General features: G+C 53.8%; 17 protein-coding genes. 12 read left to right on the forward strand and 5 right to left on the reverse strand.

Annotation, left to right across the window (positions count from 1 at the left end; genetic code table 11):
* The first annotated feature begins 75 nt into the window (after positions 1–75).
* The 8 genes from ACW73I_RS00790 (at position 76) to ACW73I_RS00825 (ending at position 9,401) form a co-directional block, all read left to right on the forward strand.
* On the forward strand, positions 76–4,107 hold the full coding sequence (locus ACW73I_RS00790; protein WP_458027284.1) for a hypothetical protein: 4,032 nt from the start codon (positions 76–78) through the stop codon (positions 4,105–4,107).
* A 579-nt stretch (positions 4,108–4,686) separates the two neighbouring features.
* Positions 4,687–5,385 carry a hypothetical protein gene (locus tag ACW73I_RS00795; RefSeq protein ID WP_458027285.1) on the forward strand — a complete coding sequence of 233 codons (699 nt, stop codon included), beginning with the start codon at positions 4,687–4,689 and terminating at the stop codon, positions 5,383–5,385.
* Between the two features lie 162 nt (positions 5,386–5,547).
* Positions 5,548–5,907, forward strand: a complete 360-nt coding sequence (locus tag ACW73I_RS00800; protein WP_458027286.1) for a NifB/NifX family molybdenum-iron cluster-binding protein — start codon at positions 5,548–5,550, stop codon at positions 5,905–5,907.
* The gene (locus ACW73I_RS00805; protein WP_458027287.1) at positions 5,904–6,275 is read left to right on the forward strand and encodes a hypothetical protein; all 372 of its coding nucleotides are present in this window, start codon (positions 5,904–5,906) and stop codon (positions 6,273–6,275) included. The genes ACW73I_RS00800 and ACW73I_RS00805 overlap by 4 nt, the downstream gene beginning before the upstream one ends.
* 33 nt (positions 6,276–6,308) lie before the next feature.
* Positions 6,309–7,127 (forward strand): symmetrical bis(5'-nucleosyl)-tetraphosphatase, encoded by an 819-nt coding sequence (locus ACW73I_RS00810; RefSeq protein ID WP_458027288.1) that lies wholly within the window; start codon positions 6,309–6,311, stop codon positions 7,125–7,127.
* A gap of 159 nt (positions 7,128–7,286) precedes the next feature.
* Positions 7,287–7,613 (forward strand): hypothetical protein, encoded by a 327-nt coding sequence (locus ACW73I_RS00815; RefSeq protein ID WP_458027289.1) that lies wholly within the window; start codon positions 7,287–7,289, stop codon positions 7,611–7,613.
* Between the two features lie 53 nt (positions 7,614–7,666).
* Complete coding sequence (locus ACW73I_RS00820) at positions 7,667–8,173, forward strand: septal ring lytic transglycosylase RlpA family protein (RefSeq protein ID WP_458027290.1); 507 nt, start codon at positions 7,667–7,669, stop codon at positions 8,171–8,173.
* Between the two features lie 334 nt (positions 8,174–8,507).
* Entirely contained in the window at positions 8,508–9,401 is an 894-nt protein-coding gene (locus ACW73I_RS00825; protein WP_458027291.1) for a bile acid:sodium symporter family protein, read from the forward strand.
* 30 nt (positions 9,402–9,431) lie between these two features.
* On the opposite strand, the gene ACW73I_RS00830 is transcribed toward ACW73I_RS00825, so the two are convergent.
* Together ACW73I_RS00830 and ACW73I_RS00835 are read right to left on the reverse strand one after the other, a co-directional pair.
* Complete coding sequence (locus ACW73I_RS00830) at positions 9,432–10,556, reverse strand: sulfotransferase family protein (protein WP_458027292.1); 1,125 nt, start codon at positions 10,554–10,556, stop codon at positions 9,432–9,434.
* Between the two features lie 479 nt (positions 10,557–11,035).
* Positions 11,036–11,788 (reverse strand): hypothetical protein, encoded by a 753-nt coding sequence (locus tag ACW73I_RS00835; protein ID WP_458027293.1) that lies wholly within the window; start codon positions 11,786–11,788, stop codon positions 11,036–11,038.
* 126 nt (positions 11,789–11,914) lie between these two features.
* Here ACW73I_RS00835 and ACW73I_RS00840 point away from each other — a divergent pair, with 126 nt between their 5' ends.
* Positions 11,915–15,499, forward strand: coding sequence for a hydantoinase B/oxoprolinase family protein (locus ACW73I_RS00840; protein WP_458027294.1), 3,585 nt, complete (start codon positions 11,915–11,917; stop codon positions 15,497–15,499).
* A 16-nt stretch (positions 15,500–15,515) separates the two neighbouring features.
* Here ACW73I_RS00840 and ACW73I_RS00845 read toward each other — a convergent pair whose 3' ends face one another.
* Together ACW73I_RS00845 and ACW73I_RS00850 are read right to left on the reverse strand one after the other, a co-directional pair.
* Complete coding sequence (locus ACW73I_RS00845) at positions 15,516–17,207, reverse strand: hypothetical protein (RefSeq protein ID WP_458027295.1); 1,692 nt, start codon at positions 17,205–17,207, stop codon at positions 15,516–15,518.
* Positions 17,208–17,285: 78 nt separating this feature from the next.
* Positions 17,286–19,058, reverse strand: a complete 1,773-nt coding sequence (locus tag ACW73I_RS00850; protein WP_458027296.1) for a PhoX family protein — start codon at positions 19,056–19,058, stop codon at positions 17,286–17,288.
* A gap of 249 nt (positions 19,059–19,307) precedes the next feature.
* Here ACW73I_RS00850 and ACW73I_RS00855 point away from each other — a divergent pair, with 249 nt between their 5' ends.
* From ACW73I_RS00855 to ACW73I_RS00865, 3 genes are all read left to right on the forward strand, one after another.
* Entirely contained in the window at positions 19,308–19,982 is a 675-nt protein-coding gene (locus tag ACW73I_RS00855) for a transaldolase family protein (RefSeq protein WP_458027297.1), read from the forward strand.
* A 131-nt stretch (positions 19,983–20,113) separates the two neighbouring features.
* Positions 20,114–20,902, forward strand: a complete 789-nt coding sequence (locus ACW73I_RS00860) for a hypothetical protein (protein ID WP_458027298.1) — start codon at positions 20,114–20,116, stop codon at positions 20,900–20,902.
* Between the two features lie 193 nt (positions 20,903–21,095).
* A complete protein-coding gene (locus ACW73I_RS00865; RefSeq protein ID WP_458027299.1) occupies positions 21,096–22,631 on the forward strand; it encodes an NCS2 family permease in 1,536 nt (511 codons plus the stop codon).
* Between the two features lie 24 nt (positions 22,632–22,655).
* On the opposite strand, the gene ACW73I_RS00870 is transcribed toward ACW73I_RS00865, so the two are convergent.
* Positions 22,656–24,512, reverse strand: a complete 1,857-nt coding sequence (locus ACW73I_RS00870) for a M48 family metallopeptidase (RefSeq protein WP_458027300.1) — start codon at positions 24,510–24,512, stop codon at positions 22,656–22,658.
* Positions 24,513–24,953: the final 441 nt, after the last annotated feature.

A 24,953-nucleotide genomic window follows, 5' to 3' on the forward strand; every position in this document is an offset into this window, starting at 1 on the left:
ATCGGGGTAAAAAGGTAAATTTGCCTTATAGTTTTTCCGACCACGCACACCCAACCCACGACCGGAGCAGTTAACATGAACTACTTTCGCGGCTTATTGATTTCATTGATCTGTAGTATTAGCGTTTTTCCTGCGATGGCTATGGATACGAAACAAGTTCCGGAATTGTTAAAACCCTGGATACCCTGGGTCATGTCCGATCAGCCTGATTATCAATGTCCGTTTTTTTATCGCGATTTTCAAAAAAAACAGTGTAGCTGGACCGGAAAACTGCAACTGGATTTAGAGGCGACGGGCGGCCGATTTAGCGGCGAATGGGTGCTGTACCAAGCCGGTTGGATCTTTTTACCGGGCGACGACCGAAACTGGCCCCAGCAAGTTTCGGTAAACCAGACGCCGGCAATCGTCATCGAACACAACGGCAAGCCGGCGGTATGGCGAGAGGCGGGCCATTATCAGCTACGCGGAACGTTTTTATGGGAAAAACTCCCGGAAAGATTGACGATACCGGACGACACGGGCCTGATCGAACTCCATCTGAACGGTAAGACCATCGCTTACCCGCGTATAGACCGGGCGGCGCTATGGCTTAGTTCGCAACCTTCGGAAACGGACGAAAACCGGCAGAACAATCTGAATTTACAAGTATTCAGACAAATCGTCGACGATAACCCCTTACAGATAATCACCCGCCTGGAACTGAACGTATCCGGCCGCGCCAGGGAAGTGACTTTGTCACATGCCTTATTGCCGGACTTTATTCCGATTAAATTGGACAGTCCTCTGCCGGCCCGCATAGAAAAAGACGGGCGCTTGTTGGTGCAAGTTCGGGCCGGGCGTTGGACTATCGATATCCGCGCCCGCCATCCCGGGTATCTAACCCGGCTCGATTTCCCCGTCAAAGACCCCGACTGGCCGGAAACCGAACTTTGGGCCTTCCAAGCCATGCCGGCGTTGCGTCTGGTCGAAATCGACAATCTATCCGCTATAGACGCCAGCCAGACCAATATGCCGCCGGAATGGCGCCATCTGCCGGCGTATCAGGTCGAACAGGGCCAGAGCATGCACTTCAAGTTGATCAGAAAAGGCGATCCCGAACCGGAACCCAACCAATTAAACTTGGAACGCAAACTATGGCTGGATTTTGACGGCGGCGGCTACACCGTCAACGACAATATCAGCGGCAACATGACCCGGGATTGGCGCTTGAACGTCGTTCCCGAGATCCAACTGGGTCAAGCGCTGCTGAACGGGCAAAATCAATTGATAACTCGGCTGGACGAACAAGAAGGCATAGAAGTCCGCCGCGGAGCCCTGCAACTGCAAGCCGACAGCCGGATTCAAACCGATATCGGCCGGGTGAACGCCGTTGGCTGGCAACAATCTTTCCGGCAAGCCCGGGCGGAACTCAACATCCCGCCCGGCTGGCGCTTGCTGGCCGTCGCCGGGGTCGATAACGAACCGGACAGTTGGCTGACGCGTTGGACCTTGTTGGACTTGTTTTTAGTGTTGATCACAGGGTTGACGATCACGCGTTTATGGTCATGGCAATGGGGAGCCCTAGCCTTATTCAGCCTGATGCTGTTTTGGCATGAAGCCGATGCCCCACGCTTGATTTGGCTGCATATCCTGGCGGCCGTTGCGCTGTTGCGCGTGTTACCGGACAGCCGTTTTTATCACTGGGTCAAATGGTACCGTAACGCCTGCTGGCTGATTTTAACCCTCATCGTCGTGCCGTTCATGATTGCACAGATACGCGTCGGCATTTATCCGCAGCTGGAAAAGCCTTGGCAACCCATCATGCCGGCATCCTATACGGCGACCGATACGGCAGCGGAAGAAGATAGGGCTATGCCCATGCAAGCCAAGGAGGCGATGGAATCCATTGCGCCCGCCGCACCTGCCCGTCTGAATAAGAGCCGTGTATTTTCGTCCTTGGGCGGCGGCACCGACTCGGCGGCCAATTTCGACCGTATCGATCCGGAAGCCAATCTGCAAACAGGCCCCGGCTTACCGCAGTGGCAGTGGCAAACCGTGCAATTATCCTGGAACGGCGCCGTCGATGGCCGGCAAACCATACGCCTCTGGTATTTGCCTCCCTTCTGGACCATGTTGATGCATATTCTTCAAGCATTATTGGCCGCGCTAATGACGCTACAGGTATTGGGCGTACTTAACAAACCGTGGAAATCCTCCTTGCCGGCGCCGGGCGCATGGATATTGGTCCCGTTATTGATCGCACCGGCACCGGACAGCTTCGCCGATATTCCCGATCAAGCCCTGCTGGAGCAATTGAAACAGCGACTGTTGCAACCGCCCGAATGTTTACCCTCTTGTGCTCAAATTCCTAGCATGAACATCGACATCACAGCCGAGGCCATGCTAATCCAACTGCAAGTCGATGCACAGGAAAACTTAGGCGTTCCCTTGCCGGCGCAGCTTCAGCAATGGTTCCCCGAACACATTGCGGTCGACGGCAAGGATGCCGAAGCCTTGGTCCGTCAGAATGACGGCTCGCTATGGCTGGGCTTGGCCGCGGGCGTGCATGGCGTCGTCATGCATGGCCGCCATGCGCCTCTGGATAAATTCACTCTACCCCTCCCATTGACACCGCAGCACACGCGAATTCGCCGCAGCGAAGGCTGGCGAATCGACGGCCTGTACGAAGACGGCAAGACCGGCCCGCAATTGGAATTCAAGCGCTTGAATTTGGAAGGCGATATTAAAGGACAAGATCTAAACCAAGCCGCTTTGCCGCCTTTTATCCGCGTAGAACGAACGCTGCATTTGGGTTTGGATTGGAGCGTTACCACTCGTATCGTCCGATTGTCCGGAAGTAACGAGCCCGTCGTTTTGGAACTGCCTTTGCTGACTGGCGAAGCCGTAACCGATGCCAATGTGCGCTTGAAAGACGGCAAGGTACTGGTCAATATGGCAGCCGGCCAACATAGCCTGGAGTGGTCATCGATGCTGGAAAAAAGCGATCAATTGACGCTTAAAGCCAGCGACACAACGCAATGGAGCGAGCTTTGGCGAGCCGATGTCAGCCCTATCTGGCATTTGCAAATCGCCGGTATCGCAGCGGTCCATCACCAAGACAACAGCGGCGCCTGGATGCCGGAATGGCGGCCTTGGCCGGGCGAATCCGTCGCATTGACCATTACTCGGCCTCAAGCGGTACCCGGCCCGACCTTGACGATAGACAAGAGCCGGCTGAAAATCCAGCCGAGCAAGCGTAGCTTGGTGGCGGACTTGATCCTGGACCTACGCAGCTCCAAAGGCGGGCAACATACCCTGCGCTTACCTCCGGCGGCCATGCTGCAGAACGTCGGCATCGACGGCATCAGCCAAGCCGTTCGGCAAAAAGGCGATACTGTGACCTTGCCCATTCGCCCCGGCGCTCAACAGATCAATTTGAACTGGCAAATGGCCGAGGGCCTGGCCGCATTCATGACGACGCCTACCGTCGATCTAGGCGTGAACAGCGTCAACAGCCACATTCAGGTCCTTTCGCCGGACGACCGCTGGGTATTGCTTACCCTAGGCCCTAAATTCGGTCCGGCAGCGCTGATTTGGGGATTGCTCATTGTTTTATTGTTGATCTCGATAGGCTTGGGCCGCGTATCCATGGTGCCGTTAAAAACCCGACAATGGTTTTTATTGTTTATCGGCTTAAGCCAATTGCACATCGCCGCGGCCTTAACCGTGGCAGCCTGGTTGTTTGCGCTGGGTCTGCGCGAACGTCAAACCTGTGCCGAACGCCGGCGTTTTAATCTCGCTCAAGCGGCTTTGGCGTTATTGACCCTGATTGCTTTACTGTTGCTATTCGGCGCGGTACAGCAAGGCTTGCTGGGCACACCCGATATGCAAATCAGCGGTAACGAATCGACGGCGACAACCTTAAACTGGTACCAAGACCATGCCGATGCCGAATTACCGACCGCCACGGTGGTATCGGTACCGATGATGTTTTATAGGCTACTGATGCTGGCTTGGTCGTTATGGATGGCAATCTCTTTGCTCGACTGGCTGCGCTGGGGCTGGGGGTGTTTTTCCCGCGGCGGAATATGGCGGAAAAAGCCGGTTATTCAACAAAACAGCGCATAGGCAACGTTACATCCTGGTGGTTTTATCCGCCTCGGCTCAAGCCCGGCCTGAAAATGTATAAATTCGATTACCGTCGGCGCGTACATTTTGTTGTGTCGATGGGTTCGGGCAATACCACCCAGCCGTGAATTTCTAACGGGCGATGCGTTTTCACCGTTTTGACTGCTTCCCGTAAAGACTGAACATGCCGTATCAAAAAAATCGTTATTTTTTCTATGCCGCAAACTGATCGTAAGAAAATAGGTTCCGCCAGGATGCCAAATTCGCCGGTAATCCATTTGTTTAATAACATTGGAGCAGACAGAAATTTAGCGATTACAACATGTAGCGGTTACATAAATTGAGGCCGCTACCGTTTTTGACCGGGCCAATCCCGTCCCACAGGAGGCAGAACCGGGTTTCCGGCGAGCGACTGTTTTAGCCCTTACAGCAAGCCATTAATCCCGGCAGTTTGTTCAAGATTTTAAACCGGCTCGCAAGATTAGGCAGCTGCCGGAAGGCCGTAGTATTATGCCGGCAGCCATGACCGGTCAGGCCATTTCCGATAAATATTGATTTTAGAAATTTATGAACCCGAGCATGTTTCGAATCGTTGGATGTATTCTGCTATCGTTTTCCAGTGCCATTGCGGCTGATGAGCCGGCGGAATTCGCAATTCGATGGGACCCGACGAACGGTGGCCCCCGCTCCGCCGCCGAGGTAATCGACCAACTCCGGTTACCGGCACCCGACGAAGCGGAAGAATACCGAGTATCGTACTTCTCGGTCACCGCTCCTGCCGATCTTCCTGCCGGCTATGCGGTGATCGCCAGGCAGCGAACCAAAGGCAAAAAGACCCAGCTCACCATCAAATACCGCGGCTCGCAACCATTGCCGGAGACATTCGATGCGAATGCATGGCAATGCCCGCTGGGCGCCGATGCGGCAACGAAATATGAAGTGGATGTTACGCTGCTGCAGGATGCCGAAGTCAAAAAAGCTTATTCTTTGAGTTGTTCGGTTAAAGCAAGGGAAAAAATGGCATTTCCCAGCCGTTTAAACCCCAAACAGCTAGGATGCGAAAGCGATATGCGCCGATACGAATCGAATGGGCTCAAAATCGAAGAATGGACGTTTTATCCGGATCAAGAAAAGCTGATCGAAGTATCGAAATCGGCCGAAGACAATCAAGACGAACTCGACCGATTCAACACCGGCGTCGTTTCTCCGCTAATCTTGTCCGGCGTCAAACCTATGATTTCGAGCAAATCCTCGGCGGGTGCCGATTGCCAGAAATGAGCCACGACCGCCGTCTATGCCGAACTCGGCTCTGTCGTAAAGCTTACAATTTCAAAGTTACCTAACCGGGACTCCATACCGCAAACCAAGGGAAATAGCGGCTTCCAAAGGTTGGCACCGGTCTTGCTGAGGTTGAATAAGGCATTTTTCAAACAGCGAGTCATGACAACATTTCCGGTAAGACTGGCCGTCGCCAGCAAAGAAGGCCTGGCCATCAGCGAGCATTTCGGCCATGCCAAACAATTTCGCATTTACCGCGCATCGCCTGAACATTGCGATTTTTTAGAAGTCCGCGAAGTCTCGAACTATTGTCTCGGCCAACATAGCGACCAATCCGCGCTGGTCGGCATATTGGAAGCCATTAAGGATTGCCATGCCGTATTCGTCGCGAAAATCGGCGACGGCCCGAGCGAAAAATGCGAGGCCATTGGCGTGCGAGCCGTGTCTAACTATGCGTACGAAGCCATAGAAGCATCCTTGCTGGATTACGTGCGCAGCTTGAGTTCGGAAGGAGCCGTATGACGAACCCGGAATTCGTGCGGACTTGGGTGGAAACCCATCCGTTCCAGCCGATTGATGTAGACTGCGCCACCACCGTCATGCTGAAAATACTCGACGGCAAATGCAAGATGCGCGACAAGGAAAAACGCATCATGGAATGGCTGTACGACGCGGTTAAAACCAGTCCGGGCGAACTGCTGGACACGTCCTTGCATGATCTGATCGCGACGGCGCGCGCCGACAGCGACGACGCAATGAAGATGCTGGTGTATGAAAAGCGCCTTTTGGCGGAAACAACGATTTCCCGCCCCGTCATGAAACGTTTTAAAGCGATGATCCGCCAACAAGGCCTATTCCAAGATGATACGGATGACGAAGCGGATGACTGAAACTCTTTGTAAGCGCCGAACGGAGGCATTGGTATGACGACGTATGCGATCGGTAGCGTTCACGGCGATTTCCTGACCTTGACGCATTTGTTACAAACAATCGGCTTCGATCCGCAAAACGACCGCTTGTGGTTTGCCGGCAATCTGGTCAACGGCGGTTCGGAGACGCTGGCGGTGCTTCGCTTCGTTAAGAGTCTGGGCAAGAATGCGGTTACGGTGCTGGGTAGTCAGGAACTGCATTTGTTGAGCGTCGCCGCTGGCGTTATTCCGGCAAATACGGACGATAATTTCGACGAACTTCTGGCCGCGTCCGATAGGGACGAGTTGTTGAAATGGCTGCGCCAACGCAGTTTAATCCATCACGATTCAAAGCTCGGTTATACCATGGTTCATGCGGGCATACCGGGTGAATGGACCGTCAGCCAAATGCTGACATTTACTTATGAGGTTGAATCGGCTTTATCCGGCCCCCTTTACACCGCGTTTCTGGAAAACCGCCGCCAGGATCAATCGCGCTGGCACGCCAAACTAAGAGGATGGAAGCGCACAAACTTCATTGCCAACGCCTGTACTTTAATGGCCTATTGCAACGAGCAAGGCAAGCTGGATTTTAACGCGCGAGGCCCCGCAAATGAGCAAAAAGCCGGATTGCTGCCGTGGTACCGGCTACCGGACCGCCCTACGGCTAATTTAAATATCGTTTTCGCCGACGAAACCGGTTTCCAAGACGCCGGCTACCCCGGCATTTACCCTTTAAGCAGCCGGACAACATTGTCCGTTTTAAAGTTGGCGCCGGTTCCGGAAGCGATCAGTTTGGTCCGGCAAAACGATACAGTCGCGGCTTTAGGATAACTAGGCCGTGGTGTTTTAAAGATTGTTTAGTTTGGAAAGACCAGTTAATCTTTCCCCAACCCGGCTTTTCTTAATCAAACCATAATCACGGCTTCATTTTCGCTTAAGGTTCGATTTATAGAATTTCCTGCAACAACCGTCAAAGGAGCAAGAAATCTTATGTTTAGGTCAGCTGCGATCGCGTTAATTGCGTTACCGGCGTCTAGCTCCGCGTGGGCGGACCGCGGCGATTGGGACGATTATGATCCCGGCTACTATGTCGAACGCGTCTACGTTCCGCAACCGGTGGTGGAATATATACCGGTACAACCTTATTACGCACCACCTCCGCCACCGAGTTACGGTTATTACTATCAACCGCCCGCACAAGGTTTAATCGGCGGCATGCTCGGCAGTGCCGTGGCTTACCAATTGGGCGGCGGCGATCCGTTGGCAGCCGGTTTTGGCGCCGCCGCCGGATCGTGGTTCGGCAACGGCGCTTGGTGATGGAGGCAAATCCATTACGCCCCTTATGTCATTAACATGCGGAGAATTATCCTATGTTTGTCACTTCATTTCGTCGGGCGAAAGCCTCAAAGGGTACCAAGATATCCCGATCGTCTTGTTTTTTGGTAATAGTCGCTTTTTGTTTGGTAAGCGGGGGGGCATCCGCCTCGGTTTTATCCGACACGGAGAAAAAAGCCGTAGTCGCCAAGAAAGCCCACAGCAAATCCTACCGCGTAAAGGGTAAACGGTACACGCCGTTGTCGTCGGCGTCCGGTTATAAAGAAGTTGGTGTAGCGTCCCGGTATGGCGCAAAAAAAGGTAAGCACACGGCAAGCGGTAAACGTTTCAATCCGAGCGGATTGACCGCCGCCCACAAAACGCTGCCTATTCAGTCAAAAGTACGCGTGACCAATCTCAAGAACGGCCGCTCGGTCGACGTCGTGATAGACGATCGCGGCCCTTTCGCGGGCAACCGCTTAATCGACCTTTCGCAAGGCGCAGCCGAGCGCATAGGCTTGCGCGGCTTGGCGGAAGTGAAGGTCGAATACCTGGGAAGTTAGAAAATCAATCTCAATCTTGCATATCGGGCCACCCCATTAGCCGGATTAACTGAAGACTGATAGTGATTTTCAACTTCGTAATGACTTCTTGGATCGCGCTGGGGAATGATTGATCCGAAGATCACGGTTCGTGTACGATAACGCTGACCGTCACGATAGAAACGACGACCATCACCGTTGTAGTGCGTAAACCTACGAACTACCGGCATACTAGGTGACCGATACGCCTCCGACATCTTATGTTCCGGAATGAACCAAGCGATTTTACCGATGGCGGCATCTCGCCGCCTATCCGGTTTGCTCGGATAGGCTTTAATAAAACGATTGTTCGAATATGATGTTGCCCGACTTTATTCCAATTTCGACCGACGAGTCGATACGAGTTCTGACTATGCTGTCTCTGGTCGGCCTGCTATTGGCAATCGGTGTGCGCCTCGACCTGCGATTGGTTGTTCAAGCCGTCAAAAACAGCCGTCTTTCGTTGATTTTATCGTTGAATTTTATTTTGGTTCCGGTGTTGGCAAGCGCCTTGATTTGGGGGTTTTCGCTTCCGTCCGAACTGGCAGCCGGCATGCTGCTGCTGGCCGCGGCGCCGTTTGCTCCGGTCGTTCCGGTTTTTGTAAGAATGGCCGGCGGCGACTTGGCCCTAGCCGCCGGTTTGACTGCGATTTTCCCGGTCTTTTCCACTTTTCTGACGCCTTTTGCGTTCGAGGCCTGCCTTTCGGGCTTCTCTTTCGATGGTTATGCTAATTCGCTCCGATTTTTTCCGCTGCAAATTTTGAGCGTCCTTTCCGTTACCGTGACTCTTCCACTTCTTTTGGGAATGTTTTTGCGCCGATCATTTCCCGTCATCGCAAATAAAATCCTAAAACCTCTGGAAACGCTAGCCGAAGCGATAGGCGCCGTCTCTTTGGCATTTGTGACTTACGTTGAATTGGAAAAAATCATCGCAACGGGGTGGAAACCCCTGTTGGCAATGGCTATAGCCGGCGAGATTTCGTTTCTGTTGGGATTGATGACCGGCGGGTCATGGGCGCCGACCCGCCAAGTAATTGCCTTCGGCACAGCCAACCGCAACATCGCACTCGCTTTGTTGATTGCCGTACAAAGTTTCGCCGGAACGGCGGTGTTGGCCGCCGTTGTCGCAAATGGTTTGCTGCTGATTTTTTTAGGGCTTATGCATGTCGCCTTCTATCGATTGGCGAGTTTAAAATTGAGTTGGCTCTGACCGTCATCAAGCTCGGTCGCAGTAGATTCATCAGGCCTGCAGCATCTGTAGCAAAGGTCCCAGTTCCGTTTCAATCGCCGTTTGCGATAATCCGAATTCTTCCAGCGTATATTTGTGCTTGCTTTCAAATCGCTTGTTTTGGTCTTCGATGTCGACAAGCTTGGTTTGATATTCGCTAGTCATGGGCCAACCGAAATGCTTGTAAATGCTCCGGACAGTTTGCGTCGGAGAGGCTCTTAAGTCCCGATAATCAATAGAGTAGTAATCCGATTCGGGAATCGACAAACAAAAATCAAACAAATGCTTATACCACGCGATGATGAGTTTGGCGTAGGCTTCCGCCTGCGGGCCATTCTTAGTGATTTCCGGCGAATGGACCTGCCAAGCGGGTATTGTCAGGCTGATATTTGATGCGATTGCTTCAGAGGGGTTACGGAAAATCGTGATAAAACGAGCATCCGGAAATTCGGCTTTCAATGCCTCGACCGCTCCGCAGGATTGAGTCGATTTGATCAGCATGGTTCGGCCGTTGCCATTGCAGTAAACCTGACGCTGAAGACACCTACGATAATAGGTCATTAACTTTTTTTGCTTGCCGGCGGGCAATGCGTCGTGAAAACCGACGTTCCAAAGTTCGTCAATGAACGGAAAAAGTAAATAAATGGCTTCCGCAGCAAAGGCGTAAAGATAGATTGCTCCGTCTTCTTCGGGATGGTTCAGCCGCATTGTATGCAAATCGTCCCAACCGCCAAACCATTTCATCTGGCACCAATTCAAAAATCGGCTAAAGACTCGGCCTAATTTGATGTCGGACCAAACCAAAATATCGACCAACTTTTGAAAGCAGATAGACGGGAAGATGGTTTGGTACATTTTCCAATAATGAAATTGGTCCTCGTCCTGGCACATGACTCTTTGCAGAAACGTCGTTCCGCTGCGCGGCGGCGCGATGATGAATAGCGGCTGTCGGACTTCGGTCTTTCGAAAAGCGGGAAAGAATAGAACGTCCATCCATCTCAATACCGAAACGACAGTTAAAAACGTCAAAAACAGCAAGGTGAACAACAAAATATAGAACCAACGGCGTAAGCGAAAAGGCTGGCGGAAAAGACTGATCTGTAATGCTTTTAAAAAATCGTTAAGGTTGAAAGACATAGTTGGAATTGGTTAATTCGATAAGGTCGACGAGCTTGGGATACTGGATTTACGCCGGGCGAATTATAATGGTTTCGACATTCCAAAAGCTAGGAACGGCTTCCGGTCGGGTTGATTTGGGATTGAAATTCGCGTCGTTAAAATCATGCCGTGTTGCAAGCGGAAGTCGCGCATTATCCCTAACCATGCGCATCGGTAAAACCGCCCCGCAAGCGTTTGTTTAATCGCGGCTCGAAAGATGTTGCCGTCTTTCGAGCCGTATCATCTAACGTGCGTCAACTAACCGGGAAAGAATCCCGACATTGCGGCGCAAGCGTATCTTGAACCGGCGTGTAACGGATGTTGCGCGAGAACGTTTGCCCGCCAGCCGATTCCGCCGAGCCGAACTTTTCCTATCGCTGTGTGCAACGCTTTTCTCAATGGCAAAAGAATAAAGTCAAGCAGCCGAATTCGGCTGCCGGCTCGGCAACCGGGCGAATTTAATCGAAACCGGCCCAATAAGCGTCTATTCGGGACTCAATCAATTGGCGGTGATGTCGCCGTAATACCGCATCGCTAGGGCAAGAGGGATACTGATTTTCGATTTCATGCCGGATTAACGAAAGCACATGCCGTCTCAGCACCGAATCTTCCGGCATGCTCCGCTTGGCGTATGGTTGCTGCCGGCTCCGGCCGACCGGCTCGCCGATTGCCGGCGTTGCCGTAATCTCGGCAGGCCCGTTGTTTAAAGATAATTCCAGCAACGCGTTTTGCCTTTGTTGATAATGCCGGCTCAGGACCGAATCGGTCGGATGAGGATCGGTGATGACGCTGCATTGCGCAGCCAACTCGGCAAAATAGTGCCTTTTCAATACCGCATCTTCAGGAATCTCGGAAAGCCGTGGAATCGCGATTTCCGCTTCGGCTATCTCAGCCGGATGGTCAACTAAAGTTGAAGCATCCATTTCCGGAACAGATGGTTCGGCCATTTGATCAATCTCGCAATCTAAAACGAGTTCCGATTCCGAACTGAGCGCTTGAGCATCCGCAACCGTTTCTTCCGGATATTCTTTTGTAGAATCAAAGCCGGCATTTATGAACGCCTTTGTTTGTTCGGTGACCAGCCTTTTCGCCGATATCGCAGCCCGGCTGGAAAATAGTTCGATATTTTGTGGCGCAAGCGGTGTAAAAAAATAGCTTTTTATGCCATATGCGGCGGCCGCGAATAGGGCCAAATCAATCAAATTTTCCACGTATCCCCCTCTCAGTAATGATGTATTTGCTTGCAAACAGTACAAGCTACCGTTTCGCATGGCAATAGCATTATCCGAAAAGCTATCATTAGCTAAACTTATCATTTTCGTGGAGACAATCGTTTTATGTCCGGCTGGCAATTTTGGATAGATAGAGGCGGCACGTTTACCGACATCGTGGCCTTATCGCCCGACGGTACCCTGGTCACTCGCAAGCTGCTGTCCGAAAACCCGGGACATTACCAGGATGCCGCCCTTCAGGGCATACGCGAGATACTGCGGCAACTTGAATCTACTACCGACCCTATCGACAGCGTCAAAATGGGCACGACGGTCGGCACCAACGCCCTGCTGGAGCGCAAGGGCGAGCCGGTGGCTTTGCTGATCAATAAAGGCTTTAAAGATTGCCTGCGCATCGCTTACCAAAACCGGCCGGACATTTTCGCGTTGAATATCCGGCGTCCGGCGCAACTCTATCAGACCGTGGTCGAAATCGACGTCCGCGTCAGCGCCGAAGGCGAAATATTGCACGATTTGGACATCGAAATCGCCCGCCGCCAATTACAATCCGTTTACGACCAAGGCATACGCGCGATCGCCATCGTGTTGCTGCATGCCTGGCGTTTTCCCGCACACGAATTGGCCTTGGCGGAAATCGCCGAGGCTATCGGTTTCGATCAGATTTCGCTATCGCACCAAGCCAGTCCGCTACCTAAAATCGTCAGCCGCGGCGATACCACCGTGGTCGACGCCTATCTATCGCCGGTGCTCCGGCGTTACGTCGATCAGGTCGCGCGCGGTCTGGCCGGCCGAATTCGGCATTCGCGCTTGTTATTCATGCAATCCAACGGCGGCCTGGTACAAGCCAACGCATTCCAAGGTAAAGACAGCATCTTGTCGGGACCGGCAGGCGGCATGGTCGGTGCAGTCGCAGTCGCCAAAAACGCCGGTTTGGAAAAAATCATCGCCTTCGACATGGGCGGCACTTCGACCGACGTGGCCCATTACGCCGGCGAACTGGAGCGTACTTTCGACAGCGAAATCGCCGGCGTGCGCATGCGGGTGCCAATGATGGCGATACACACGGTAGCCGCCGGCGGCGGTTCGATTTTGCAATTCGACGGCTTCCGCTACCGCGTAGGCCCCGAATCGGCCGGGGCCGATCCCGGACCGGCCTGTTACCGAAGAGGCGGGCCGTTGACGGTGACCGACGCCAATCTGTTGCTGGGTAAACTGCCCGACTTTCCTTCCGTGTTCGGGCCGGACGGCAACCTGCCGCCCGACATCGAACGCGTGCGGAAATTGTTCGGCGAATTGGCCGCACGCATTCATGCCGAAACCGGCGACCGGCGCAGCCCGGAACAAGTGGCGGCCGGCTTTCTGGATATCGCCGTCGAAAACATGACCGAGGCCATCAAGAAAATCTCGGTGCAAAAAGGCTATCACCTGGGCGAATACGCCTTATGCTGCTACGGCGCGGCCGGCGCCCAGCACGCCTGTCTGCTGGCCGAACGGTTGGGCATGCAAAGCGTCTTGCTGCATCCCTTGGCCGGCGTGTTGTCGGCTTACGGCATGGGCTTGGCGGACTATAGAGTCCTGAAACAACAGGCATTAGAATGCCGCTGGGATGAGGCCAGGGCCGACGAACTGCGACGATATTTGCTTGAATTGGAACAACAAGGCCGGGCGGCGCTGCGCGAACAAGGCCTGGCCGACGACAGGATTCGCTGCCTGAAGCAAATATCCCTGCGTTATCAGGGCACCGATACGTCTTTAACGGTGGATTATGCCGAACCCGCCGATATCGTGGGTAAATTCGAAGCCAACTACCGGCAACAATTCGGTTTTTGTTATCAAGACCGGCCGCTTGTGATAGCCGCCTTGCAAGTCGAGTGCATAGGCAACGAATCCCTGCCAACCGCACTCAAACCTTGTTCGGAAGCAAGCGGCAACGCGCATAAACGCACCACCCGCGTATTCAGCCAAGACCGTTGGCACGAAACCCCGGTTTACCGCCGTCACGATTTAACGGTCGGGCAAACCATCGTCGGCCCTGCCATCGTACTGGAGCCGACTTCGACCATCGTCATCGAACCCGGCTGGCAAGGCCGATTGCAACGCAACGGCGACTTGCTGCTGACGCGCGCCGCGAAAGTACCGTTCGGACGAGCCATAGGCAGCGACGCCGATCCGGTCATGCTGGAAATCTTCAACAAGCGCTTCATGTCGGTCGCCGAGCAAATGGGCTTCGTGCTGCAAAACACCGCGCATTCGGTCAATATCAAGGAGCGTTTGGATTTTTCCTGCGCCCTGTTCGATGCGGCCGGCAATTTGATCGCCAACGCCCCGCATATTCCGGTGCATATCGGCTCGATGGGCGAAAGCGTCAAAGCCTTGCTCGCGGCGCACGGCGCCAGCTTCGAGATGGGCGATGCCTATCTGCTGAACTCGCCCTACGCCGGCGGCACCCATTTGCCGGACATCACCGTCGTGACGCCGGTATTCGGCGCCGAAAACCGGTTATTGTTTTTCGTCGCATCGCGCGGCCATCATGCCGATGTCGGCGGCATGTCGCCGGGCTCCATGCCCGCCGACAGCCGAACTATAGAAGACGAAGGCGTGATCAGTGCCGGCCTGAAAATCCTGGCCAAAGGCGAATTTCAGGAGCAAGCCATCCGGCAATGGCTAAGCGGCAACCGTCATCCGGCCCGCAATCCCGATCAAAATCTGGCCGACCTGCAAGCGCAAATCGCCGCCAACCGGAAAGGCGCGCAAGAGTTGCTGGCCATGCTCAAAGCGTATTCCCTGCCGGTGGTACTAGCTTATATGAGGCATGTGCAGGACCATGCCGAGGCCTGCGTGCGTAAATTGTTGATGGAAATTCACGGCGGCCGCTTCGAGTACGCCTTGGACCAGGCCGCCAAAATCGCCGTTTCGGTCACGATAGACCGCGACCGGCAATCGGCCCGGATCGACTTCAGCGGCACGTCCGCCCAGCTATCCGACAATTTCAACGCGCCGGCGGCGGTTTGCAAGGCGGCGGTTTTGTATGTGTTCCGCACCTTGTTAAAAGACGATATTCCGTTGAATGCCGGCTGCTTGAAGCCTCTGGACATCGTCATTCCGGAAGGTTGCATGCTGAATCCGCGATATCCGGCCGCCGTGGTGGCCGGCAACGTGGAAACCTCGCAATACGTGGTCGATGCGCTATACGGGGCGCTGGGCATGTTGGCCGCATCGCAAGGCACGATGAACAATTTCACCTTCGGCGATCAAGATTATCAATATTACGAAACCATTTGCGGAGGCGCCGGCGCCGGGGATGGATTCAATGGTGCCGACGCCGTGCACACCCATATGACCAACTCGCGCATCACCGATCCAGAGATACTGGAACAGCGCTTTCCGGTGTTGTTGCGGGAATTTTCGATACGTTCCGGAAGCGGCGGCAACGGGCGCTATCGGGGGGGCGACGGCGTGGTCAGGCGCATCGAATTTCGCGCCGCGATGCACGCCGGCATCTTGTCCAGCCACCGCTCGAAACCCAATTTCGGACTGCACGGCGGCTGCGCCGGCGCGCCGGGAGTTAACCTGCTGATTCGCGCCGACGGCGGCGAACAACGGCTACCGGGTTGCATCGAAGTCGCGGTTTATCCGGGCGACAGCATTATCATCGAAACGCCGGGCGGCGGCGGATTCGGTTCGGATTGACTGTGGGGCTTGGGCCTCAATCAGCTTTCAGCACGGTCTCTATGCCGGTTTTTTGATCTTCCTTTATTTCTTTATGCACGTTTATTGGCGGAACGACGGTGGCGTCGCGGCCGTCGACGAAGCTTTGTTCCTTGACTATCGCGCGATAAGCCTTATTGAGCTGCATCGCCCGCTGCGGCGAGGCAAACAGCAACAGCGAGATATCCTGGCGTAACCGGGCGAACATTTCCGGCTTGGGTTTGCCTTCGGCGTCGAAAAACTTGTCGATGATTTCAGCGTTGGCTCTGAATTCGTCGCCGGCGTGATTGTTGTGCAGATAGTAGGCGTATTCGGCTTCGCCGTCGCCGCGGATGCGCTCGGGCATGCCTTTCAAGCCTTTTTGCGACCAATGATACCAATGACTGTTCGGCTGCCCGTCGTCCGGTTTGCGCTGAAAGGAGAAAATACCGTCGCGGGTCGCGCCTATCCGGCTGTGGCAACCGGCGCAAAAATTCAGCTCTTCGTAGGACTGCGGCCGCAGAGCCCCGCTCGCGTCTTCGATAAACCCGGCATATACCCAACCCTGGCCGTTGCTGATGCCGGCTTCGAGATTGCCTCTGACTACCGACAAACGGTCCGGAAAATCATGCTCCTCCTTGATTTCTTCGGCGAAATCCCGCTCCAGGTCGGCATAGTTGACCCAATAGCGCTTGCGGGCGTAACGCACTTCCTTCATGTGCGGCGCCAGCCGGTTGTTGCCGTCTTGGTCGACATCGATATAACGAACCGTATGTAGAAACTCGGTTCCTTCCGGAAACAGGCCGGCGGCCAAATGCAGTTTTCCGGCCTTTTGCCGTTCGAAAGCCTGGCCGACGTACCACATGTAGTGCTGCCTCAGCGGCGCCCAGTCGTAGCGTATGCGATCGGCGATGCCGACGGCCCCGTTTTTGTCCAGATCGACGCCGTTCATACGGTTTTCGTCCACCGGCTGAATGGCGATATCCTTTTCTTTCAGCAAGGACTCGACCACCGCCAAATTGGTTTTATAGACGCGTAAATCGAACTCGCCTTTCTCGTTGCTGCGAAACGCGGCCGGCAAGCGAATCAATACGTCGCCGGTCGAGCCGTTAGTCGGCCAGAAGCTGCCGGGAAACGGCTGATAGGCAAAAGCGCGCCAGCCGCTATAGCCGCCTTGAGGATCGCGGTCGAAACCTTCCCGATCGAAATTGAAATAGGCGTCGGGCACATAGCCTTCCCACTTTCCGTTATCGTCGTAATCCCAATCGGGCGGCACTTGCCGCAACTGGTCGGCCAAGCGAATCGAACCGTCCGCGTTCAGGTAATTATCGCCGCGGATATAGTCGAGCATTTCCTTGTCGCCGATGGCGGCCACGTCTTGGCGCCGATCCTTGAACAAGTTTCGCCAATGGTTGGTCAGGGCGAAAGCCGGCAAAGAATAAGCCAACTGCAGGTCGCCGTCGTTGTTGAAGTTGGGCCGGCGCGAATCGGTGTGGCAACTGTAGCAAGGGTTATGCACGCCGCCGGCCTCGTCCCTGGTTTTGGTATAGCATTGCGGCGGAATGTAAGCGGTTTTATTGACCAAGGTCCGTTGTTTCAGCTTGGAAGACTCCGCCGAAACCTTGCTCTGATTGCCGTTAGCGTTGACTTCCGCGCTGCATAAGAACGCGGTCAGCAACAAATAGGTGGGCGCGATACAAGCCGTCTTCATGACATTCCTCTCAGGCGACTAAATAAAACAGGCCCGAAATCGGGCCTGTTCGGCATGCGGGTAAGGATAACCCAGCATTTAACGCTTGTGGTTTCGGTGACCTCCTTGATGGTGCGAGCCGTTCATCGCCGGGAAAGGCCCGATGAATCCGGTGTAAGCACGCATGTCCGCCGGATTTTCCAGTTTATCCTGATCGGATTCGCCGTAGGGGTGTTGCACCACCGCCATCAGATAGGCGTGGCCGTTGATGTCGGGATAGAAATAAGGCGAGGTGGTTTCCGAGCCGTAAGGGGTGGTGAAAATACGGGTCAACTTGTTCTCGTCGAGATTGTAAGACCAGATCGCGTCGTTTTGATGCCCGTCCCCGGTATCTTCGCCGATAATCAAGGTATTGTAACCAGGCATGTAGGTGATATTGTCCGGGTTGGCCAAACCGTCCAATGCGCAAGTATTATTGCCGTCGCCGCTCACCGGCGTTCCGGCTACCAAGCCGTACATGTTGGTGGCAACGAAATCATGGTCGACGTCCAGCGCATAAACCGCTCCGCATTTGTTTTTTGCGACTTTGATGTCGTTTGGGCCGCCTGCATCGTATTTGCCGTTGTCTTCCATGCCGCTGGAGACTTCCGACATGGCGATATAGAGTTGTTTCGCCTCCGGATTGTAGCTAATGCCTTCCATTTTCCGCCATTCCGTGGTCGCGCCCAGCATCGCGGCGTAACGGCGGGTTTCCATTCTGGAAGCGGCTTTTTCCATGTGTGGTTTGACTTTCAAACACTCGTGACCGTCCGTGGTATTGATTTCGCTGAAGCCGGCGGCGCAGCCGTCGGCCGGGTCGTCGGTTTCGAAAATATCGAAAAAGCTGATTTTATCGTCCAAATATTTTTTGATTTCCCTGTCGTCGGCATGTCCCAAATCGACCCATCCGATATCCGCGCTGCCGACGCCATCCGCACTGGTTTGATTCCATTTGGCGGCATACAATCGGCCGGCGCTCAAGTCGCCTTTTCTGTCCGCTTCGAAACGGTAGAGTCCGACATTGGTGCCGTCGTCCGAGATATAAGCGGTCTTCTTGTTCGGCATCACGTAGGCAAGCTCGATCGCGCTACGGCCCATGGCGTAATGCTTTTCGACTTTTGCGTGATTAAAATTCTTTACCGTGACTTCGACGGCATAACCGTAGTCGTAGGGGTTGAGCGCCAATAAATCGCCGCCGTAATAGGCACCCATCGGGTCGTAATAATCGTCGATGTGGCCGGTCGCCGGGTCGCGCAGCAGGGCATTGGGGGGATATTCCTCCGAACCCAAATGCGTGCCCCAAGGCGTCACGCTGCCCGCGCAATGCACCCAGCCGCCCCTAAGTTGCGAAAAGTCCAGCGGCCTCGTCCTTCTAGGGATTAAATCGCCGTCTTTCGTTTGTTTCAATTCGGTCAAATACATGGCGCCGGGACGGTCCTCGAAATGACTGACCATGTACAATCGGTTGTTTCGGCCTTTCAACAGTGAAGAAAAGTCGGTGGAATTCGAGATCCGGGGAGAGCCGTCTTCCGCAAGAACCGGATTGCCTTCGGCATCGATCAACTGCCCGTATATGCCGGCATTTTTGCCTGAATGAGCCTTGGACGGCTTATCGCCGGTACGCAGCATGACGTGATAATCGATGGCAACCGGTTTGCCGTCCACGACTGCCTGCGGCGAGGCTACCACCTCGCGTTTCTCCGTATCGGATACCGGTACCGGCACTTCGCTGAATTCGATGGAGCCGGCGTACGCGGCGGAAATGCCGGATACGGCTAGCCCGACAGCCAACGGCGTCAATTTGAATATGGTCAGGTTCGGTTGCTTAGCCATTGATACACCCCATAATGATTAGATTGTTAAGCTCTAGCGTCAAGCTGTGGGGCACAACGATAAACGTTGAAAATGACAAACAAATGAAAGGATCAAAACGATTTTGCGAATGGCGGTCTAATTAGGCAGGCTCAAACGACTATATGGGTAGCAGTGTGCAGATGCGAGCGATCTGCCGGCTCCGGGTTTGCAATTGGCCGGCGCATTTTGAATAATCGTTCTTCAATCCCCACGCAGAGTTCTAGTTAAATGTTCGAATTGTATTTAGACAGCGCCGATTCGGCCGCGATCGCAAGCCTGGCACCGAGCCTACCGCTGGCCGGCGTGACCACCAACCCCAGCATCCTGGCCGCCGGCGGTGTAGGCTTGCGGAAATTGCTGCCCGAACTGGCGGAAATATTGGGGCCGAATAGCCGCTTTCATGTGCAGGTGGTCAGCGACAGCTTGGAAGGCATCGTCGCCGAAGCGCGGCAGTTGCATGCATTGCCCTACGACATCGTGGTCAAGATTCCGGCCCACGCCACCGGACTGGCCGCCATCAAACGCATCAAGCAACTCGATATTCCGGTCCTGGCCACAGCCATCTACAACGTGCAGCAAGGCTGGCTGGCGGCCTTGAACGGCGCGGATTATCTGGCGCCATATCTGAACCGCATCGACAACATGGGCTTCGACGGCATAGGCGTCGTAGCGGACTTGCAAAATCTGATCGAACGCTATCGGTTGCCCGGCAAACTGCTGGTGGCCAGTTTCAAGAACGTGCAGCAGGTATTGCGCGTGGCGCAACTAGGCGCGGCGTCGGTCACATTGCCGATAGACATCGCCCAACACATGCTGACTCAACCCGCCGCAGAGGCCGCCGTGCAAAAATTTGCTTTGGACTGGCAAGGGGTATTTGGCGATAAATTAGCATTCGAGAGTTAGGCCAAACTGACAAAGCAGTAACAATTCTCGTAATAATGTGACAGCCTTCATCAGTTTAATAGCAAATGGCTTCCAAAAGTGGAAGTCGAGTATCAGTCGGCATTGATCGATTTATTCCTAAGGAGGATAAAATGAAATATGTTTACGTTTATTTGTGGTCGTGCGTTTTAGGCATGCCATTTTCAGTAAGCGCACACGCAGACTCATTATCCGAGATTTCGAAATTCTCTAAGGAGATTTGCAATGATATCCAAACCAGTGGCAATAGAACGATCAAAAAAACCGATATTGAAGCCAAGTTGCAAGGGAATATAGGGAAAGTGGCGAAATATATCGGATTGGACATAGGCGCTGACGGACAGCTCACCATCGGGGATACGAAGGAAGAATATGATGGTTTGCCCTACGAAGACATATCGGAACAAATGAGCGACTCCCGTTCCTGTAAGCTCCAACTTTCAAAGATGCTGATAAACGAAAGAAAAAAAGTCACCGAACGCCTGGACGATCGCCAATTGTCTTCGCATGAAAGTGAAATCAAGGAACTATCCAACGAATATCAAAATTTGAGGGCAAAATTCATTGCATTGGCAAACGACAACAAAGAGATTGATAATGCCAGAAACTTACCTCAAGGCATATTCAATAGAGACAATTATGGTCAACATATCAAAGGCAAACTAGAAACTATGGGTGGACAAATGCAAAGCGTGCTTCTGATGATATCGTTTATGCCCACCTTAAAGGAAATTACAGAAGGAACAAAAAACATCAGCCGCTCACTCGAACATGCTTCGGGGCAAAATATTTCGCAAAGCGACGAATATCGATCGATAAAAAACGCATCCGATGAGCTCAATCAGCGGTCTCAGGCGATTTTATTTGAGATGATGGATTTAGCACAAAAGCGAGTCCGCTAGATGGTGGCTTTGCATATTATCGCTTCAAGGGCGATGTCAGATTTGAACGACAGCGAAATACGGTATTCAGAGTTGAATTTGCTTAGAGAGAAACGCATTTGTTATCCAGCGGGACGGCATTCCAAACTAAGCCCAACTTCTGTTTTTCAGGATATTCCGCTTTACTAACTTTGGATATTAAAGCGGAATATCAATGCAATTTTCGTGGTGGCGCAAGGGCGACTTGGATGGATTCTTCGGCTTGTTCGTCGATAATCTGATACAGCTCATCCTGATCGTCGTGCTATGCGGCAACATTTTGCAAATGCCGGACGACATGGTGTTCGGGCGCATATTGCCGGGCGTCGCGGTCAGTTTGCTGATCGGCAATGTATTTTATGCATTGCAGGCAAAAAAACTGGCAATGGAAACCGGCCATTCCTTGGTTACCGCGCTGCCCTACGGCGTCAACACCGTGTCGCTGTTCGCCTTCATTTTATTCGTCATGAAGCCGGTGCTCGATCAAACCCACGACGTCGAATTGGCCTGGAAAGTCGGCCTGGCATCCTGTCTCGGTTCCGGCCTGATCGAATTCAGCGGCGCTTTCGTGGCCGGACGGATTAAGCGCATCACGCCCCGCGCCGCTTTATTGGCGACCTTGGCCGGCATCGCGATTACCTTCATATCGATGGATTTTTGCTTCCGCATCTTCGCCGATCCGTTGGTCGGTTTCGTGCCGATGGCTTTCATCCTGATTCAATACATAGGCCGGGTGCGCATGCCTGCCGACGTTCCGGCCGGATTGATCGCCGTGGTTTTCGGCAGTTTACTGGCCTGGGGACTGGGTCGTATGGACGGCGCCGCATTGACTGACGCAATGCAAATCAGCCCGCGGATTCCGCAGTTATTCCTAGGCGATATGGTGCAAGCGACTTTTTCCGGCTATCTGATTGCTTTTCTGCCGGTTATCGTGCCCATGGGTTTGTTCAATCTGCTGGGATCTTTGCAAAATCTGGAAAGCGCCGAGGCGGCCGGCGACCACTATCCGGTCAAGAGTTCCTTGGCGATGAACGGGATCGGCACCGTGGCGGCCGCCTGTTTCGGCAGCGTATTTCCGACCACGATCTACATCGGCCACCCCGGTTGGAAAAAAATGGGCGCCGGGGCCGGTTATTCGGTCGCAAACGGCATCGTCATTACCTTGTTATGCCTGTTCGGTTTGGTGGGCTTTGTCTCCGCATTGATTCCGGTCGAGGCCGGCGCGGCGATCCTGTTATGGATAGGCATTACCATCGCCTCGCAAGCCTTCGACGCCACGCCCCGAGACCACGCGCCGGCCGTGGTGATCGGCTTCTTTCCGGCCTTGGCCGCCTGGGGTTTGTTGCTGCTGGAAAACGCATTGCGCGCCGCCGGCACCGATATCGAAACGGTCGGCATAGAGGCTTTGGGCCTGCAATTGCCGATCGCCGGCCTGATTTCGCTGGAGCGCGGCTTTATTTTCACGTCGATGATACTGGCGGCGATGACGGTATGTTTAATCGAAAAGCACTACCGCGCCGCCGCATGCTGGGCGTTGACGGCGGCACTCATCAGCGCGACCGGTTTGATGCACGGTTACCGCATCGCCGACGGCGCCATCGTCAACGCCTACGGCCCGTCTTATACCTGGCCGTTTGTGCTGGGCTACGCCGGTATCGCAATCGTGTTCTTGGCTTTGTCTGCCGACAAACATCGGCATATTCAGCCGTAGACCGCTGCCGATTAGGGCCTGACGCTATAGGGTAATGCCGGCTTTGATGGCCCGTTTGGCGACGGCCGCATAATCGCCCGATTTCGATAACACGAATACCGTATGCGGCGCATGCAAACGTTCAAGAATCTGCCGGGTAATTTTTTTGTCGCTGGCAAACAGCGATTTAGCGTATACCAAGGCGTAGGTTTTGAATTCCGGATAATGTTGCATGGGTTTTTCGGCCAACCAGATCTTGGCGACGCCGTCCACGCCGGCGGTGGCTCTGCGTATGGCCTCCAGCGTCTCGGCATCCGGCACGGGTTTCACCAAGGCATCCTTAGGACTCAAACTCTCTCGTTCGAGGCCGGCCGCTTTATCGATATCCATCCTGCGTTCGGCAAGCCTTAGCCAATGGTCGGCGCGATCGGTCTCGCCGCGGCGCCGGTAAAAATAATCCAGCCAACGGCAAGCGTCCAAAGTCAAATTCGGATTCGCGCCGATCGCCGCTTGCATCGACTCCGCGCCGGCCGGATCGTTACGCTCTATCAATAGGCGGCCTATCACGAAATCGGCATTCGGGTCTTCATGCCTCGCGCGATAACTTTGATACAAGGGCAATGGATCGCACTCCGGCTTAAACTCTTCGTTCAGCGTCGCCAATTGCCAATATTGTTCGGGACTAAGTTCGTCTGTCGGCAGCTTTTGCAGTTCGGCCAGCGCCGTCCGCCCTTCTTGGCAATATTGGTACCTTTCCCGCCATTTTTGATCGTTTTGTCTTAGCCAATCGCAGTCGAAATCGGCCAATATGGCATCCAAGGACTTGCCTAACCACAATTGCGCGGCCGAATCGGCAGGCATTCGCGGGAGCGGCGCCTGCATATGTAATGCTTGCAAGCGGTCTTTCAGGGCCGGGTGCGTATCGTAATGACCGGTAGGCACCTCCAACGCTTCGTCGATTTTACGGTGCAGCTTGTCGGCCTGAAATGCCGGATTGTTCAGAAAATCCCTTAGCGGCCTAAACGGCGCAATCGGATTTTCGTCGTATTCGGCTTGCTTAAAAAAAGGCGTCCAGAATTGCTCGCTGACCAGATCGCCTAAAACATGGGTATTCACCAAGGCCTGCGCCATGTCGTTCGGACTGGTCAATTGCGCGGCCACCGCGTCGGCGGTGTATTCGTTGGTTCTGGCCAATGCGAATGAGTAGGCGGCGAAGGTCGGCGCATACCAATCGAAAAAGCGCCGCATCAAGGCGGCGCCTATGTTTTGCTGTGCTTCCAAACCGGTCACGATGCGCTGCCAACTCAGGCGCACCCGATATATCCACCCGCTGAAGCGGCTATGGGATGCGGAAAGGTGGCCCAGTTCATGCGCGATAACCGACTCGGCTTGCGCCGGCGACAGGCTCATCAGCAATTCCAGCCCGAGAAACAAGGTATTCTTGGGGAAACCGAATATGCCCAAACGCGGCGTCTGCAGGATCGAAGCGTTGTATTCCGGCGTCAGTATCACTTGGTGGATACGGGGCGCCTTCAATTTGCGGCTGAGTTTTTTCAATTGCGCAAACAGCCGCGGGCTTTGTTTGGCGCTCAGACTATAGCCGGTCGGCTGTTCGAACTTGACCCATAGCGCGCGCAGCAACACGTAAATAAACGCCAGCACCACGACGATCAGTTTTTTCTTGAGCAATAGAATCGCGAAAGTGGTGCTGGCCATCGCAGCCCATCCGATGCCGATGCAAAGCGACAACAGCACGAACAGCATGCCGAATATGACCAGATAACCCAACATGGCCAGGGCAGCGACCTTCCATCGGTAATGACGCGGGCGGGCGTGCGCTTCATTTTCGGCACGAATGATCAAAGACTCCATGTGTTCGCGTTGTTCTGTCGTGGTTTTCATTGTATTACCCGCTTTGGATGCTCTGTTTGACTAAGTTGAATGCCGTACCGCTTCTACCGCAACTGCGGATATGGCCGCCATGCATTGTATTGCTTAACATATCTAACAGAAATACTATGTGCTTCCGCGTCGCGAATTCTGCAATGGAACTCACACGAAAACGAAGCTTGGAATAAATTTGGCTGCTTAACCTCAGTCCTTATTCGCCTACGCCGCGATCTTCGGGAAACGGGCGGGCTCATTCAGTCGCAGCCGCGCTTCGTTAGCACAATCCGAATGCATTGAAACGCTTGGATTCAATGCTAAAGTCATAGATGCGTTCATGTTAGCGCCTCGGGTATAACGGTTTTCTGCTTGAATGGATCTCTAAACGCTGTTTTATACTGAACGATGCCACTGAAACCAATTTGGACTAACACAGAACACAACCGGTTTTGTTTC

Source organism: Methylomonas sp. MgM2 (assembly GCF_054172045.1).

Bases quoted from the DNA above. Each gene is read 5' to 3' on its own strand.
- ACW73I_RS00820 (WP_458027290.1), top strand. From the start codon at position 7,667: ATGTTTGTCACTTCATTTCGTCGGGCGAAAGCCTCAAAGGGTACCAAG.
- ACW73I_RS00795 (WP_458027285.1), top strand. From the start codon at position 4,687: ATGTTTCGAATCGTTGGATGTATTCTGCTATCGTTTTCCAGTGCCATT.
- ACW73I_RS00810 (WP_458027288.1), top strand. From the start codon at position 6,309: ATGACGACGTATGCGATCGGTAGCGTTCACGGCGATTTCCTGACCTTG.
- ACW73I_RS00855 (WP_458027297.1), top strand. From the start codon at position 19,308: ATGTTCGAATTGTATTTAGACAGCGCCGATTCGGCCGCGATCGCAAGC.
- ACW73I_RS00845 (WP_458027295.1), bottom strand. From the start codon at position 17,207: ATGAAGACGGCTTGTATCGCGCCCACCTATTTGTTGCTGACCGCGTTC.
- ACW73I_RS00825 (WP_458027291.1), top strand. From the start codon at position 8,508: ATGATGTTGCCCGACTTTATTCCAATTTCGACCGACGAGTCGATACGA.
- ACW73I_RS00800 (WP_458027286.1), top strand. From the start codon at position 5,548: ATGACAACATTTCCGGTAAGACTGGCCGTCGCCAGCAAAGAAGGCCTG.
- ACW73I_RS00805 (WP_458027287.1), top strand. From the start codon at position 5,904: ATGACGAACCCGGAATTCGTGCGGACTTGGGTGGAAACCCATCCGTTC.
- ACW73I_RS00870 (WP_458027300.1), bottom strand. From the start codon at position 24,512: ATGAAAACCACGACAGAACAACGCGAACACATGGAGTCTTTGATCATT.
- ACW73I_RS00840 (WP_458027294.1), top strand. From the start codon at position 11,915: ATGTCCGGCTGGCAATTTTGGATAGATAGAGGCGGCACGTTTACCGAC.
- ACW73I_RS00790 (WP_458027284.1), top strand. From the start codon at position 76: ATGAACTACTTTCGCGGCTTATTGATTTCATTGATCTGTAGTATTAGC.
- ACW73I_RS00815 (WP_458027289.1), top strand. From the start codon at position 7,287: ATGTTTAGGTCAGCTGCGATCGCGTTAATTGCGTTACCGGCGTCTAGC.
- ACW73I_RS00865 (WP_458027299.1), top strand. From the start codon at position 21,096: ATGCAATTTTCGTGGTGGCGCAAGGGCGACTTGGATGGATTCTTCGGC.
- ACW73I_RS00860 (WP_458027298.1), top strand. From the start codon at position 20,114: ATGAAATATGTTTACGTTTATTTGTGGTCGTGCGTTTTAGGCATGCCA.
- ACW73I_RS00850 (WP_458027296.1), bottom strand. From the start codon at position 19,058: ATGGCTAAGCAACCGAACCTGACCATATTCAAATTGACGCCGTTGGCT.
- ACW73I_RS00830 (WP_458027292.1), bottom strand. From the start codon at position 10,556: ATGTCTTTCAACCTTAACGATTTTTTAAAAGCATTACAGATCAGTCTT.